Source organism: Sphingomonas sp. BK481, assembly GCF_014194875.1.
Lineage (GTDB): Bacteria > Pseudomonadota > Alphaproteobacteria > Sphingomonadales > Sphingomonadaceae > Sphingomonas > Sphingomonas aerolata.
This window is the reverse complement of record NZ_JACIAP010000003.1, coordinates 1-15401: the sequence shown is the minus strand read 5'-3', so window position 1 is coordinate 15401 and position 15401 is coordinate 1. Positions and strand designations below refer to the sequence as shown.

Below are 15401 nucleotides of genomic sequence, written 5' to 3'. Positions count from 1 at the left end.
GCATTGCTTTGGAAGGCTTGCGCAATCCAGCGCGGGAGTTCGGTCCAGTGTCAGGTGACTCGCTGTTCGGCGTTCATGGTGCGGCCCTCGAGGTGCGATCGCAGCGCATGGGGGTGCTCGCGTCGAACATCGCCAATGCCTCGACCCCCGGCTTCAAGGCGCGCGACATCGACTTCAAGTCGGCGCTCGCTTCACTCGAGACGGACGGCGCCGGCGGGATCGACGCGGCGACCAAATACCGTGTGCCGACGCAGACCTCGATGGACGGCAACACCGTCGAGCTGAACCAGGAGCAGACCGCGTTCGCCGAGAATGCGGTGCAGTACCAGACCACGCTGTCGTTCCTGAACGGGCGGATCAGCCAGGTCACCCGCGCGCTGAAGGGGGACTAAGCGATGGCCAATGCGCCGATGACGATTTTCCAGGTCGCGGGCCGCGCGATGTCCGCGCAGCTGTTGCGGATGAACACCACCGCGTCGAACCTCGCCAATGCGGGCGGCGTCGCGGGGTCTGCGGAGGCTGCGTACAAGACGATGAAGCCGGTGTTCCGCACCAGCTTCGACGCCGCGAGCGGCATGTCGACGGTCGATGTCGAGAAGGTCGTCACCGCCGGCGAGGCCCCCGCCAAGCGCTACGATCCGAACAACCCGATGGCCGACAAGGATGGCAACATCTTCGAGGCGGCGGTCGATGAAACGCGCGAGCTGGTCGACATGATGGAGACCGCGCGCAGCTACCAGAACAACGTCGAGGTGATGCAGACTGCGAAGTCGCTGATCATCGATACCCTCAAGCTAGGCCGCTGATCATGGCAAGTTCCTTCGACTCCACGCTTTCGAACCTCGGCATCACGCGCGCGACGACCGCCGCGACGACGACCACGGCATCCAATTCGACGACGCTCAACCAGTCCGACTTCCTGAAGCTGATGACCGCGCAGATGCAGAATCAGGATCCGTTCAACCCGGTCGACAACACCCAGATGGTCGCACAGATGGCGCAGTTCTCGAGCCTCGCCGGTATTTCCGAGATGAGCACGACGATGAAGTCGATCGCCGACAAGCTGAACGTGACCAGCGCCAGCGATGCAATGGCCTATGTCGGCAAGACCGTGCTGACCGCAGGCGACACGGCCTATGGTCGGACCAGTGGCGGACTGGCCGGCGGGATCGAGCTCGGCGCCGCGGCGAGCAACGTCAACGTCACGATCACCGATGCCAATGGCGGCGTGCTGAAGACCATGTCGCTCGGCAGCGCCGACAAGGGCACCGTTAACTACGACTGGGACGGCAAGACCGCGACCGGCGAGGATGCCGGGACGGGGCCGTTCAAGGTCATCGTCAACGCTCAGAATAATGGCACGACCGTTGCATCACAGAACCTTGTCTGGGCGCCGGTCCAGTCGGTTTCAACGACGACCGGTGCCGCCATCCTCACGCTGCCGGGCCTCGGTGAGGTCCCCGTTACCGCGGTTCGCCAGATCGGCTGATCGCCCGCTGCTTGCCAGAATTCCAGGAGTAACCCGATGTCCTTCTATACCTCGCTTTCCGGCCTCCAGGCCTCGCAGACCGAAATGTCGACGATCTCGCACAACCTCGCGAACGTCTCGACCAACGGTTTCAAGAAGAGCCGTACCGAATTCGCCGACGTGATCGCGTCGAGCGTGTCGCTGAACCCTGCGCAGCAGATCGGCTCGGGCACCGTGGTGCAGGGCAATCGGCAGCAGTTCAGCCAGGGCAATCTCATCCAGTCGGCCAACGCGCTCGATCTCGCCGTGTCGGGCGACGGCTTCTTCGTGGTCAAGCCGAGCACGACGTCGCTCAACGTCAACTATACGCGCAATGGCGGCTTCCTGGTCGATGCCGATCGCTATGTGGTCGATTCGAACGGCAGCCATCTTCAGGTCTATCCGGTCGACGGGTCGGGCAAGGTCGTCGCATCGGGGCTCGATTCCGCGGTCAGCCTTCAGCTTCCCGCCACCAGCGGCAAGGCGGTCCCGACCGCGAACGTGTCGATGTCGCTGAATCTCAGCGCCAATGCCGCGATCCCGTCGACGACGACGTTCGACCGGTTCGACCCGACCAGCTACAACCAGTCGGCACAGACGACGATCTATGATGCGAGCGGCAATGCGCAGACGCTGACCAATTATTTCAAGCGCACGACGACGCCCGATGCCGCCAACGGCAATACGAGCAGCTGGGAAGTGTTCAGCTATGTCGGTGACAAGCCGATGACCACCAACGGTGCGGCAAGCGTCAAGCTGGACTTCGACACCACCGGCAAGCTGACCGCACCGACCACTGCGGTCGCGTTCGACCCGTTCACCACTGCAGGCAGCAGCACGACGCAGCAGTTCGGCTTCACCTTCGGGCTCGACACCACGCAATTGGCATCGGCGTTCAACGTCGCCGCGCGCGCGCAGGACGGCAAGGCGGTCGGCCAGATCCAGGGCGTGACGATCGACGAGTCCGGCATCGTCAAGGCGAGCTTCTCGAACGGCGACACGCAGGCACTCGGCCAGGTGATGCTCGCCAACTTCTCGAACCCCGAGGGTCTGCGCCAGCTCGGCAGCAGCTACTGGTCAGCGACCGGCATCTCGGGCGAGGCCAAGCTCGGCATCGCCGACGTCAACGGCTTCGGCAAGCTGATGTCGGGGACGATCGAGCGCTCGAACGTCGACATCACGGAAGAGCTCGTCTCGCTGATCGCGGCACAGCGCAACTTCCAGGCGAACTCGAAGGCCTTGGATACCGCGAGCCAGATCTCGCAGACCATCTTCAACATCCGCAGCTGATCCAGGGCGCGGACGGAGAAACCTGAATGGACAAGCTGGTCTACACCGCGGCGACGGGACTGCGCGCGCACATGGCGGCGCAGTCGGCGATCGCCAACAACATGGCGAACGCGTCGACCACCGGATTCCGCGCCGACCGCGTGGTGTTCGACCGGATCGACCTGAAGGGTGGTGGCCAGCAGTTCGAGGCGCGCGCGCCGACGTCGGAGGAAGTGACCGACGCCGACCGCGCGCCGGGGGCGATCCAGACCACGGGCCGGCCGCTCGACGTCGCGGTCACCGGCGCGACCGCATGGCTCGCGGTCCAGGCGTCGGACGGCTCCGAAGCCTATACGCGGCGCGGCGACCTGGAGATCGCGCCATCGGGGGTGCTCCAGACCGGCGACGGTTTTCCGGTGATGGGATCGGGCGGGCCGATCACGATCCCGCCCTATGACACGCTCTCGATCGCGGGCGACGGGACGATCTCGATCGTGCCGCAGGGTGGCGACGCGAATGCGCCGCAGGTGATCGACAAGCTGAAGCTGGCGGACACCAAGGGGTCGGACACGGTCAAGGGGCTCGATAACCTGTTGCGCGTGCGCGGTGGCGGCGTGCTGCCCGAGGATCTCGATGCGAAGGTGCAGGGCGGGGCGATCGAGGGATCGAACGTCAACATGACGCAGGCGCTGGTCGACATGATCGAGAATCAGCGCAGCTACGAGGTCCAGGCCAACATGCTGAAGTCCGCCAAGGACATGGATGAAAGCGGTGCATCGCTGATGCGCCTGCCGAGCTAAGGAAGGATTAGGCCATGAGCAGTTCCGCCATGCATATCGCGCGTACCGGGCTCGATGCCCAGGATACGCGCATGCGGGTCATTTCGAACAACCTCGCCAACGTCAACACGACGGGGTTCAAGAAGGATCGCGCCGCGTTCGAGACGCTGGCGTACCAGGTCGTGACCGCGCCGGGCGCGCAGTCGACGTCCGAGACCAAATACGCGACCGGGCTCAACCTCGGCACCGGCGTCCGGATTCAGGGCACGGCGCGGATCGATACGCAGGGGTCGATGCAGACGACCGGCAACAGCCTCGACCTCGCGCTCGACGGCGACGGCTATTTCCAGGTGCAGATGCCCGGCGGCACGCTCGGCTACACCCGCGCGGGCAATTTCTCGCGCAGCCCCGAGGGGCTGATGGTGACGAGCGAAGGCTATCAGGTGATGCCCGGCATCACCGTGCCCGAGGGCACGACCAACATCACGATCGGCCAGGACGGTACCGTGTCGGCGACGATCCCCGGCCAGTCAGAAGCGCAGCAGATCGGCCAGATCCAGGTCGCGAGCTTCGCCAATGGTGCCGGGCTCCAGGCGACGGGCGACAATTACCTGGTCGAGACCGCCGCGTCGGGTGCCGCCAATCTGGGTGTCGCCGGGCAGGATGGCCGCGGTCGCGTGCGGCAGGGGATGCTTGAGGCGTCGAACGTCAACGTCGTCGAGGAGCTGGTCGACATGATCGAGACTCAGCGTGCGTATGAGGTCAATTCGAAGATGATCTCGGCAACCGACGACATGCTGAAATACGTCAACCAGAACATCTGATCGCAGGGCGCATCATGGCATTTCCGATCCCCACGCGCGCGTCGATCGCGCTCCTCGCGATTGTCGCCGGCACGCTCGCGCCGCTGTCGGCGCAGGCCAGGCTGTTCGGCAAGAAGGCGCCGCCCGAGGACTTCACAGTCGCACGGCCGCTGCCCGTGCCGGTGGCGTCGCCCGCGACCGGATCGATCTTCCAGGCGCAGGACGGCTATGCCGCGCTGTACGAGGGCTGGCGTGCGCGGAAAGTCGGCGATCCGCTGACGATCGTGCTGGTCGAGCGCACCGCGGCGTCGAAATCCTCGGGCTCGAAGCTCGACAGCAGCGGCTCGGCGAGCATCACTCCGCCGACGACGGGCGCTCTGAACCTGTTCAACCGCGCCGATGCGACGATCAGCGGCGGGCGCAACTTCAACGGCGCGGGCGCCGCCGACCAGGCGAACTCGCTGTCGGGCGAGGTCAGCGTGACGGTCGCCGAAGTCTATCCCAACGGCACGATGCTCGTTCAGGGGCAGAAGCGCGTGACGCTCAACCGCGGCGACGAGTTCCTCAAGATCAAGGGGCTGGTGCGCACCGCCGATGTCGACCGCGACAACCGCGTGCTGTCGACGCGGGTCGCCGATGCGCAGATCTCGTACACCGGCAAGGGCGATGTCGCCCGCGCCGGCCGCCAGGGGTGGCTCAGCCGCTTCTTCTCCGTCGTCAGCCCTTTCTGAGGCCGTGACCATGCGCTTCCTGCTCGCCCTTTTCGCCTCGCTCCTGATCGCAGCACCGGCGTCTGCCGACCGGATCAAGGATCTGGGCGGGTTCCAGGGGATCCGGTCGAACCAGCTGACCGGCTACGGCATCGTCGTCGGGCTGCCCGGCACGGGCGACGACAATCTGGAATATACCGTCCAGTCGCTGAAAGCCGTCGCGTCGCGCTTCGGGCTGCAGCTGCCGCCCAACGCCAATCCGGGGATGAAGAACGCCGCGGTGGTGATGATCACCGCCGAACTGCCGCCCTTCGCCAAGCCCGGCCAGCGGCTCGACATCACCGTCGCGTCGATGGGCAAGGCCAAGAGCTTGCGCGGCGGCAGCCTGATCATGACGCCGCTGCTCGGCGCGGATAACCAGATCTATGCAATGGCGCAGGGCAATCTCGCGGTCGGCGGGCTCGGCGCGGAAGGTGCGGATGGGTCGAAGATCGTCGTCAACATCCCCTCGACCGGACGCATCCCCGAGGGCGCAACGGTCGAGCGCGCGGTTGCGACCGGGTTCGACAGCGCGCCGATGCTGACCTTCAACTTGGCGCGCGCCGATTTCACCACCGCGCAGAACGTCGCGGGCGCGATCAATTCGAAGCTCGGCTTCGGCAGCGCACAGGCGATCGACGCGGTCTCGGTCGCGGTCCGCGCGCCCGTCGGCGCCGATATCCGCGCGACCTTGATGTCGACGATCGAGAATCTCGACGTGGTCTCCGCCGAGCCCTCGGCAAAAGTAATCGTAAATGCGCGCACCGGTACGGTCGTTATAAACTCCGCGGTGCGCGTGGGGCCTGCCGCGGTGACGCATGGGAAGCTGACGGTGCGGATCGACGAGAAGCCACAGGTGAGCCAGCCCGCGCCGTTCAGCCAGGGCCAGACCGTCGTCACGCCGAACAGCGCGGTCGCGGTCGAGGAGGAGCGTCGCCCGATGTTCCTGCTGAACCCCGGCCCCAAGCTTGCCGACATCGTCAAGGCGGTGAACGCGATCGGCGCGTCGCCCGCCGATCTGGTCGCGATCCTCGAGGCGCTGAAGGAAGCCGGCGCGCTCAAGGCCGAGTTGATCGTCCTGTGAGCCCGATCGCAGCCCCCGGCCCGATCGATGCGGGCGGCATCTCGACCGATACGAGCCGGCTCAAGTCGAACGACAATCTCGACAAGGCGGGCAAGAAGTTCGAGGCGGTCTTCACCGGCATGATGCTGAAGAGCATGCGCCAGGCGAAATTGAGCGATTCGCTGTTCGAATCCAAGGCGCTCGACACCTTTACCGAGATGCAGGACGCGCGCGTCGCGCAGACGATGGCCGAGCACACGCCGCTCGGCATCGGCAAGGCGATGACCGATTTCCTCGCCAAATCGCAATCCGATCTTAACCCGGGCGCGGCAGAGCCGTCGCCATGAGCGACCTCCTGTCGATCGGCGCGTCGGGCGTGCGGGCGTATCAGACCGCCCTCAATACCGTGTCCGAGAACATCGCGAACACCGGCACCGCGGGTTATACCCGGCGGACGACGAATCTCGGCCAGGTGACCTCGATCGGCAGTGGCATCAATGCGAGCGTCGCGACGGGCAGCAACGGCGTCACCGTCACCGGCATCTCGCGATCGGCCGACACGTTCCGTTCGCTCGCGGTCCGCAACGCCGGGTCGGATCTTGCCAGGACGGAGACCGCGGCGGCCTGGCTCGGGCGGATCGAGACGTCGCTGACCGACAACAAGCTCGGCGATCGTCTCACCAGCTTCTTTTCCGCCGCGCAGACCTTGTCGGCGGACCCGACCTCGGTCCCGGCGCGGTCGGTGATGCTCGAATCCGCGACCAGCGCGGCCGCGGCGTTCACCGCGACGGGCAAGGCGCTCGACACCGCGGCGGCCGATCTCGACACCGCGACGCGGCAGGCGACGCAGACGCTCAATTCGTTCGGCACCGCGCTGGCCAAGGTCAATGACGGCATCGCGCGCAGCCAGAAGGGATCGACCAACGCCGCGCAGCTCGGCGACCAGCGCGACCAGTTGCTCGAGCAGATGAGCACGATCACCGATATCAGTACGGAGTTCGACGATCTCGGCCGTGCGACGGTGCGGCTGGGCGGCGCGAGCGGCCCGGTATTCGTGGCGGGCCCCGATGCGGGCAATGTCAGCTATCTGAAGAATGACGAGGGCGCGGTGGGGTTCGTCGTGCAGCGGACGGGCACGACATCGGCGGTGACGCCGTCGGGTGGCGCGCTGGCCGGCTATGCCGAGGGCGCGCAGAAGATCGTCGCGGCGCGCGACACGCTCAACGGCATCGCGACCGATTTCACCACGCAGGTCAACGCCATCCAGGCGCAGGGGCGCGATCTCGACGGCAATCCGGGTGCGGCGCTGTTCAAGACAGGCGACACGCCGACCAGCATCACCGTCGCGCTGACCGACCCGCGCGGCATTGCCGCGGCGGGGGCGACCGGCGGCGCGCGCGATGCGTCGAACCTGACCGCGCTGCTCGCGACGCGCGACCCGACGACGGGCAGCGAACAGCGGCTGACCAACATGATCACGAGCAATGCGGCGTCGCTCGAACAGCGCAGGCTGGTCGGCGATGCGCAGGGTGCGATCCGCGACGGCGCAGTGACCGCACGCGATTCGGGCAGCGGTGTCGACCTCGACAGCGAGGCGGTCGACCTGCTCCGCTTCCAGCAGGCCTATCAGGCGTCGAGCCGCGTCATCCAGACCGCGCGCGACATCCTCCAGACCATCCTCGAGATCCGGTAGGCCTTATGCAGATCGCGACCAGCCTGTTCTACGAACGCTCGGCCAAGGCGATGAATACGCTGTCGAAGCAGGCGGACGCGTTGCAGACGCAGATCTCGTCCGGCATCAAATTCACCGCGCCCTCGTCCGACAGCGCCGCCTATCAGCGGCTGGCGGGGCTCGCGCGCGATGCCGTCGACGACAAGGCCTATGCCGCGAATCTGACGACCGCCGCATCGGTGCTGAAACAGTCGGACACCACGCTCAGCGCGATCACCGCGCAATTGCAGCGCGTGTCCGAACTCACGGTGCAGGCGCGCAACGGCACGCTGAGCGGCGATGCGCGCAAGGCGATCGGCGTCGAAATTGCGGGCATCGTCGATACGATCGCGAGTCTCGCGAACGTGAAGGACCTGCGCGGCCAGCCGATCTTCGGCGGCGCGGATGGCGGTCCCGCGGCGGTGAAGCAGGCCGATGGCAGCTATGCGCTGGCCGCGACCAGCGTCTCGCCGATCCCGGTCGGCGACGGCGCGAGCGTCCAGGCGAACGAATCGGCGTCGCGCGTGCTGCGCGCCGACGGCAAGGACACGCTGGCGGTATTGAGCGCGATCGCGACCGCGCTCCAGGCCGAAAGCTATGATCCCGCCGCGCTCGATACCGCACTCGACGATCTGTCGGCGGCGTCGGAACAGGTGTCGTCGATCCAGGCGTCGCTCGGCGCGCGCGCGTCGCGGGTCGATCTGGAAACCGCCCGGCTGAAGGACGTCGCGGTCGACCGCGAGGATACCCGCCAGTCGATCGAGGGCACCGACATCACGACAACGATCACCGAATTGCAGAAGACGATGACGATCCTGTCGGCGACTCAGGCGAGCTTCTCGAAGCTCAGCGCGCTGTCGCTGTTCGATTATCTTCGCTGAGCGCATTTATAGAGCGGATCGGGCGGGTCCGGTAACCGGATGGCTACGAAATCCGGTTAATCCTCCGGTGACAGGGCCGGCGTTCCGGGCTTTGGGGGAATTTCCAGCACCATGTTTCCGATTATCGGCATCGTCGTTTTGCTCGTCATGGTGTTCGGCGGCTTCGCGTTCACCGGCGGGGCGCTCGGCCCCGTGCTCGAGGCGATCCCGCACGAGATGCTTATCATCGGCGGTGCGGCCGCCGGCGCGCTGATCATCGGCAATTCGGGCAAGGAACTCAAAGGGCTCGGCGGCGGGCTGATGAAGGTGTTCAAGGGCCCGAAATACAAGAAGCAGGATTATCTCGACGTCATCTTCCTCGTCAGCAAGCTGATGAAGATGTTGCGCGTCGACGGGCCGATCGCGCTCGAGCCGCATGTCGAGGATCCCAATTCCTCCGCGGTGTTCGCCGAATACCCCAAGCTGCTGAAGGATCACGCGCTGATCAACCTGATCGCCGACACGCTGCGCCTCGTCGTGGTGTCGAGCGGTACGCTCGACGTGCACGCGGTCGAGGAGGTGATGGACCAGTCGATCAAGACGCATCATCACGAGGAGGAAAGCGCGCACGGCACGCTGACCAGCCTCGCCGACGCGCTGCCCGCGCTCGGTATCGTCGCGGCGGTGCTCGGCGTGGTGAAGACGATGGGATCGATCGACAAGCCGCCGTCGGTGCTCGGCTCGATGATCGGGTCGGCGCTGGTCGGCACGTTCATGGGCGTGCTGCTGGCCTATGGCATGGTCGCGCCGCTGGCAAACCGGCTGAAGCAGGTGCTCGACGCCGATGCCTCGATCTACGGCGTGGTGAAGCAGATCATCATCGCCTCGCTCCACGGTCATCCGCAGCCGCTGGTGATCGAGGCGGCGCGCTCGGGGATCGCGCACCGCAACCAGCCGGGCTTCGCTGAAGTCTTTGACGGGCTGCGCGGGAAGTAGGATGGCACGCGCGCCGCACGGGGCGAACCAGCCGCCCAAGATCATCGTCAAGAAGGTCTATATCGAGGGCCATGGCGGCCATCATGGCGGTGCCTGGAAGGTCGCCTATGCCGATTTCGTGACCGCGATGATGGCGTTCTTCCTGCTGCTGTGGATCCTCGGCGCGACGACCGAGAAACAGCGCAAGGGCATTGCCGACTATTTCGCGCCGACGCTGATCGACACGCACACGCTGGGGATCGGCGGCGGTGCGCTGCTCGGTGGCGAATCGATCCTGTCGAAGAACAAGATCGGTCCGCAAGCGGGGCAGACCAGCCTGCCGCAGATCGCCATTCCGAATGCGGGCGCGGGCGGCGCGGACACCGGCACCGGGCCCAAGGGCAACAAGAAGGGGCTCGACGCGCTGAATGCGGAGGATCGCCGCAATTTCGACGCGATGCGCCGCAAGGTGCTCCGCCAGATCGAACAGTCGAAGAACCTGTCGCGTCTCGCGAGCCACATCCGCTTCGTGCCGACCCAGGACGGGATGCGCATCGACCTGATCGACGATGCCGATTATTCCATGTTCGCGCTGGGCACGACGGCGCTCGACGCCAGGGCAGGGGATCTGATCGGGATGATCGCGGGATCGATCGCCGGGTCGGCGAACCCGATCATGATCCGCGGGCACACCGACAGCGTGCCCTATGGCGATCCGCGCGCGATGAACAACTGGATGCTCTCGTCGGGCCGCGCCGAGGCGACACGACGGCGGCTGCTCGCCGGCGGCACGCCCGAGGCGCGCTTCGAACGGATCGAGGGTGTCGCGGACCGCGAGCCGCTGATCGTCAAGAACCCGAGCGATCCGCGCAACCGGCGCGTCGCGATCACCCTGCTCTACCGTCGGGGTCGTTTCGGCAGCTAGTCCGGCGCGACGCCCCGGCCGGTGTCAACCGGGGCGGTGAGGGGCGGCAGTGGCGCGTGCGACCTGCCTAATGCGAAAAGGGGCCGGTGGCGAACCACCGGCCCCTGCAGGCGCTCGTATCGATCGACCCGCGTTGCTTATTCGGCGACAGCCTCGACCTTGCGCTTGCGCTGCGGCGCGGCAGCCGGGGCTTCGGTCTTGCGGGCGCCGGGCTTGCGACCGAGACCGATCTTCTTGGCCATGGCACGGCGGCTTTCCGAATAGGTCTCGGCGACCATTGGATAGTCCGGCTTCAGCCCGTAGCGTTCGCGATATTCGATCGGCGTCATGCCGTGCGTCGCCAGGTGGCGGCGCAGTGTCTTGTATGGCTTGCCGTCGATCATCGAGATGATGTGATCTTTCGATGCCAGCGATTTCCGGACCGAGACTGCCGGGGTGTATTCGGCGACGGGCTCGACCACGGGCTCCTCCGTCGACGTGCCCAGCAATGCAGACACGGTGTCGTGCATCTTGCCGAGGAACGACGGAACCTCTTCGGCGGACGTGCGCGTATTGGGGTTTGTCAGCCACGCGATCGTCAGTTCGGTCGCCAATTCAACAGCGTTCAGCTCAATAATGTCTTCGGACATGATATGCTCCAGTCTTTGATCGACGCCTACGCCTATAGCGCCCTATAATCAACATCCGATTTGAACCTATTATGTCATTTGCTATGCATTTTCTTCCAAAAGCCGTGCCGCACGGTCTCAAGACGCAATTTCCCCGGCTTGGATGCAGTCTCCAGGAAGATCGCGAAGTGGTCCGGGCAGACACTTACTATAGGGGATAATGTCCGATATCTTCATTAACTATGATGCAGATCAGGCCTGATTGATCCGTGGAATGAATATGGGACCGATACCATGGACCTGAATGCTACTGCGGAGGAAGGACGGTTGACCCGAACCCGTCACTGTCCTTGACAGTCCTTCCGAAGTCTGGGGCGGCGTGTGGCTGAGGTCGGCCAGCTCAAGCCGGACGCGCGTGCCGCAGTGCATCGAACCCGGGCAGCAGGCCTGGCGCTGGAGCGCTGATCTGACGGGGGTGGACCGGGCTTCGGTTGCCGAGGTGGTCGGTAATTCGTGAGCTAAGATCTGATTGCTTGGGGCATTGCCGATCTGTCGCCCGACGGTCCGCCTAAGGCGCTGACCGTCGTCTCACCCGCCTGGCGAGATATGGTGCCCGGAAGAGGACTTTACTAAATGCCCTCTAAGGCATTGAAATATAACGACTATTATTTAGCGTCGGGACGCTTGTATTAGCCTTTTGTACGAGAGGAGGCAAGATCGCGTCGATACCAGTTCGGTTGGTTCTGACGCTTGCCAATGGTGGGGGCGGAACGGTACGTTTGGGGCATGAAACCACGTGTCTTTATTGGCTCCTCTGCGGAGCGCGTTGATCTGGCCTACGATGTACAGGAGGGCTTAAATTATGACGTAGAAGCCACCGTATGGACGCAAGGGGTGTTCCAGCCGTCTAGGAGTACGATGGCGGACCTAGTCGACCAGTTAGACGTTAACGACTTTGCTATATTCATTATGGCCCCTGATGATTTGACGGATATGCGCAAAGGGATCGTCTCAACTGTCCGAGATAACGTAATCTTTGAGCTTGGCCTTTTTGCTGGAAGATTGGGCCCAGAGCGTTGCTTTATAATTAAGCCTAGAAATGCAGAAGAGCTACACTTGCCGACTGATCTACTTGGTATTACACCAGCGGAATACGACATAGATAGGCAGGACGGCAATCAACTCGCGGCTCTCGGTGCAGCTTGCAATCGCATTAGAACGAGGATCAACAAATTAGGCCCTCGCGTGCCTACACCAATTATTGCAGTGGAACCTATTGCTGAGGAACATGGATTAACTGACGATGAGAATGATTGCATTTCGCTCATTGAAAGCTGGATGGGTAGTAGGCCATCTGTCGATAATACCAAAGCTATGCGCTTTAATGAAGTCGACGCGACACTAAAGTTAGTGCCGGGCTCCGCGCGCCTATACATAGAAAAAGCTGGTTTGAAGTGGGGCTATATATTGGACCGTATAGGTAAAGATACGATAAAGCTTAGGCAGAAGCCTACTGATAGCCTATCAGCGTTCTATGGCTGATTGCCCGAGGCGTTGTTTCTGATCACATCACGATCGGCTACGGCCAAATTTTGATAGAGATTTGCGAGAGGGTCACTCCGATTAGAGTGAGCACGGTTTACCCCGTATGCCCGGTTACAGCCTCGGGCGATTATGACACGCCTAGCGCGACCTGCATTATCGCGCGTGGTTCTTCATCCCTGCATGACGTGTCACAGTTGCCAAGCCCTAGCCTAGTGTAGCGCTATCACCCTCTACAGCCTGCCTCTCATGTTGTAGCTTGTGAGTCATGCCTCAGCGGTATCCTCACTATGCCTCACAACATACTTGACAGAGTTAAGAGGATGCCTCAGATATCCGGCATATCTTGTGAGGATGAAGCCATGAGCCGCATTGCCTACTTCCGCGTATCGACCGAAGCCCAGAGCATTGAAGCCCAGCGCCAAGCGCTAGGTGATGGCTTTGACCGTGAGTTCAGCGATGAAGGCGTAAGCGGAGCAACGTTGGCGGCAGACCGTCCCGGCTTCGGAAAGCTCCTGGACTACATTCGGGAAGGGGACACGCTGTACGTCTATGCCCTCGATCGGTTGGGCCGTGATGCCTTGGACGTACAGGCTACGGTTCGCCGCCTGCTAGAGCGGGGCGTAACGCTAGACGTGAAGGGCCTTGGACCTATTGGGCGTGGCGTAGGCGAGTTGATCGTGGCCGTCCTAGCCCAGATGGCTGATATGGAACGGCATCGGATCAAGGAGCGGTGTGAGACTGGCCGGGTAGCGGCTCGTGCCTCGATAGCTGCAACGGGCCTGACGCATCGTGGCAAGGCTAGCTTGGGCCGTCCGTGGGCCGCTGATGCGAAAGAGGTAGCCGACTGGCGTAAGGCGAACGGGGCCACGATCAGTCAGACGATGGCGCACTTCGGTATCTCGAAGGCCACGGTATCCCGGTATTGCGCTGCATGATCGGGGTACTCCCCAAGCTGATACCGGGCAAGTGACGGGAGGGCCCGCGTATGCGCCGCCTCAGCCCCGTCAGACTCGATTAGGAGGGGTCCGGGTACTTGCCCAGCCTGATTACCGGAATGAGTCTGAGAGGGGCTTATTCAGGGATGATGCGAAAGCGGATTAACTCGTCCGGCATTTTGGTCCCCTATGGAACAAAACCACGGATTAACGTGTCCGGGCATTTCAGGACCGTTAGGATAGAGGAACATTGACCTCCCGAGCGGGATCAATTCATCCGCCTATTCCAGTACCATTAGGCAATACAAACCAGCCTGCCCCGAATTACTCGCGGGCGGAACACTAATGATTTACCGCCAAAGGTAGGAAGCCCTACGAACGTAAGCCGTGAAAGCGGCAGAGCATACGCAAATGCTATGATACCACAGCCAGCAATGGTTAGCCGGAAGGCGACGAGCGTGACGACTTTGCAGTCAATGTCATGGGTATCGGGACACCGGCAATACAAGCGACGTATGATCTAACTCAAGAAGATGATATAGCTGTAGTTGCTCCTCTAAAGTGCCTCAATACGGATATCTATCTGTAGAAGGAAGGACGAGGGGACGACCGGATACAGCTCAGTATTCCTAATCTAAGAAGATAATAGATAGTATTATATCTATGTATATATCATCGGTACTCTACAGCCCTAATCCGCATATCTCATACGCATCCTTCAGATTAGCATAGTAAGCTATATCGAGGCATACCCTGTGCCTTTATATCGCTACTAACTAGATACTCTGGTTTTCGTCATTGGTTATCCAGTGATCTACCTACTATGCTAATCTGAGGAATGTAGGAGCGTTGAACCTAAACAGGTCCGCTTCATGGCTAGCAATATGTACGGCGCATAAGCTAGCCGCTCCTCTCCCTATAGTCTCCGTATCTATCACCCCGGACAAATCCAAATTCCGTCGAGTTGCGCCCATGATAGACGCGGATACTAAGGCTTGTCAGCTATTGCGTTGCCCTGTTGGTAGCTGACAGGCCGCCCTTTCCACATCGTTAATCTAACCGGTTCCTTTTGCTTACGGGCAAGAGGGGCCTCTGTCTGTAATATTTGACTAAGTTACTCCGCCAATTTGAAGGACCAACCATGAACCCCGTTCCTATTGACCTTAGCCGCCTCAACGATCCTCGCGTTATCGATCATATCGAAAAGGTGGATAGCCGTATCCGTGGCGGGTTCCGCTTATGCCTTGATGTTCTCGGCATCCCGCTTCCTGATTACGCTAAATGTAAGCCAGCGGGCCGCCCGTCTATTGCTAAGCTTATGGCCGCTGCTGATACAGATACAGGTACCATCGCAACCTACCGCCATGAGAAGCTTAAGATTGGCGTCTTTGCGCCTACTCCACAGCGCTAATCTCAATCCCCTCAATACATACAAGGAAAAAACCAATGACCCAGAATACCACACTTGCCGCTATCGCTTCTGAGATTGAAGCCCTCTCTGCCACCCTGCCTAAGATCAATGCTCTTGTTGATCTTATTGGGAAGCCTGCCGTTATCAAGGCGGATGAAGTTGCCAAGATCGTGTCCCACCGCGTGGTGTAGCTTCAGCGGCGTAGCCGCCTTGATCTCCGGGCATAGCCGGGTCGATCACGCCGCCATGGACGACAACGTG

At 62.4% G+C, this 15401-nt stretch carries 18 protein-coding genes; 17 read left to right on the top strand and 1 reads right to left on the bottom strand.

Translation table 11 applies throughout. The features are described 5' to 3' along the window. Positions 1 to 47: 47 nt before the first annotated feature. The 13 genes from FHY04_RS06385 (at position 48) to FHY04_RS06325 (ending at position 10641) form a co-directional block, all read left to right on the top strand. Positions 48 to 392: a flagellar basal body protein gene (locus tag FHY04_RS06385; RefSeq protein ID WP_031440256.1), complete on the top strand. Its 345-nt coding sequence runs from the start codon at positions 48 to 50 to the stop codon at positions 390 to 392. A gap of 3 nt (positions 393 to 395) precedes the next feature. Further along, positions 396 to 806, top strand: coding sequence for a flagellar basal body rod protein FlgC (gene flgC / locus FHY04_RS06380; RefSeq protein WP_031394680.1), 411 nt, complete (start codon positions 396 to 398; stop codon positions 804 to 806). 2 nt (positions 807 to 808) lie between these two features. Then, positions 809 to 1489: a flagellar hook assembly protein FlgD gene (locus FHY04_RS06375; RefSeq protein WP_031394681.1), complete on the top strand. Its 681-nt coding sequence runs from the start codon at positions 809 to 811 to the stop codon at positions 1487 to 1489. A gap of 36 nt (positions 1490 to 1525) precedes the next feature. Next, positions 1526 to 2797, top strand: a complete 1272-nt coding sequence (locus FHY04_RS06370; protein WP_056672988.1) for a flagellar hook protein FlgE — start codon at positions 1526 to 1528, stop codon at positions 2795 to 2797. A gap of 26 nt (positions 2798 to 2823) precedes the next feature. Continuing rightward, complete coding sequence (locus FHY04_RS06365) at positions 2824 to 3576, top strand: flagellar basal body rod protein FlgF (protein ID WP_031394683.1); 753 nt, start codon at positions 2824 to 2826, stop codon at positions 3574 to 3576. A 14-nt stretch (positions 3577 to 3590) separates the two neighbouring features. Continuing rightward, entirely contained in the window at positions 3591 to 4379 is a 789-nt protein-coding gene (gene flgG, locus FHY04_RS06360) for a flagellar basal-body rod protein FlgG (RefSeq protein ID WP_031394684.1), read from the top strand. 14 nt (positions 4380 to 4393) lie between these two features. Beyond that, positions 4394 to 5089 (top strand): flagellar basal body L-ring protein FlgH, encoded by a 696-nt coding sequence (locus tag FHY04_RS06355; protein WP_107931259.1) that lies wholly within the window; start codon positions 4394 to 4396, stop codon positions 5087 to 5089. 10 nt (positions 5090 to 5099) lie between these two features. Continuing rightward, positions 5100 to 6191: a flagellar basal body P-ring protein FlgI gene (locus FHY04_RS06350; RefSeq protein ID WP_183936158.1), complete on the top strand. Its 1092-nt coding sequence runs from the start codon at positions 5100 to 5102 to the stop codon at positions 6189 to 6191. Then, on the top strand, positions 6188 to 6517 hold the full coding sequence (locus tag FHY04_RS06345; protein WP_031440261.1) for a rod-binding protein: 330 nt from the start codon (positions 6188 to 6190) through the stop codon (positions 6515 to 6517). The genes FHY04_RS06350 and FHY04_RS06345 overlap by 4 nt, the downstream gene beginning before the upstream one ends. Further along, complete coding sequence (gene flgK / locus FHY04_RS06340; RefSeq protein ID WP_183935874.1) at positions 6514 to 7863, top strand: flagellar hook-associated protein FlgK; 1350 nt, start codon at positions 6514 to 6516, stop codon at positions 7861 to 7863. The genes FHY04_RS06345 and flgK overlap by 4 nt, the downstream gene beginning before the upstream one ends. Before the next feature lie 5 nt (positions 7864 to 7868). After that, positions 7869 to 8762: a flagellin gene (locus tag FHY04_RS06335; protein WP_183935873.1), complete on the top strand. Its 894-nt coding sequence runs from the start codon at positions 7869 to 7871 to the stop codon at positions 8760 to 8762. A 111-nt stretch (positions 8763 to 8873) separates the two neighbouring features. Further along, entirely contained in the window at positions 8874 to 9737 is an 864-nt protein-coding gene (motA, locus tag FHY04_RS06330; RefSeq protein WP_031394196.1) for a flagellar motor stator protein MotA, read from the top strand. A gap of 1 nt (position 9738) precedes the next feature. Next, the gene (locus FHY04_RS06325; protein WP_031441540.1) at positions 9739 to 10641 is read left to right on the top strand and encodes a flagellar motor protein MotB; all 903 of its coding nucleotides are present in this window, start codon (positions 9739 to 9741) and stop codon (positions 10639 to 10641) included. Between the two features lie 137 nt (positions 10642 to 10778). Here the strand turns inward: FHY04_RS06325 and FHY04_RS06320 are convergent, their stop codons facing one another. Then, the gene (locus tag FHY04_RS06320) at positions 10779 to 11270 is read right to left on the bottom strand and encodes a MucR family transcriptional regulator (RefSeq protein WP_031394198.1); all 492 of its coding nucleotides are present in this window, start codon (positions 11268 to 11270) and stop codon (positions 10779 to 10781) included. A 765-nt stretch (positions 11271 to 12035) separates the two neighbouring features. On the opposite strand from FHY04_RS06320, the gene FHY04_RS06315 reads away from it, so the two are divergent. The 4 genes from FHY04_RS06315 (at position 12036) to FHY04_RS06300 (ending at position 15331) form a co-directional block, all read left to right on the top strand. After that, positions 12036 to 12791 (top strand): nucleotide-binding protein, encoded by a 756-nt coding sequence (locus FHY04_RS06315; RefSeq protein ID WP_183935872.1) that lies wholly within the window; start codon positions 12036 to 12038, stop codon positions 12789 to 12791. A 362-nt stretch (positions 12792 to 13153) separates the two neighbouring features. Then, complete coding sequence (locus tag FHY04_RS06310; RefSeq protein ID WP_183935871.1) at positions 13154 to 13729, top strand: recombinase family protein; 576 nt, start codon at positions 13154 to 13156, stop codon at positions 13727 to 13729. A gap of 1141 nt (positions 13730 to 14870) precedes the next feature. Further along, a complete protein-coding gene (locus FHY04_RS06305; protein ID WP_183935870.1) occupies positions 14871 to 15140 on the top strand; it encodes a hypothetical protein in 270 nt (89 codons plus the stop codon). A gap of 35 nt (positions 15141 to 15175) precedes the next feature. Beyond that, positions 15176 to 15331 carry a hypothetical protein gene (locus FHY04_RS06300; RefSeq protein ID WP_183935869.1) on the top strand — a complete coding sequence of 52 codons (156 nt, stop codon included), beginning with the start codon at positions 15176 to 15178 and terminating at the stop codon, positions 15329 to 15331. Positions 15332 to 15401 lie beyond the last annotated feature (70 nt).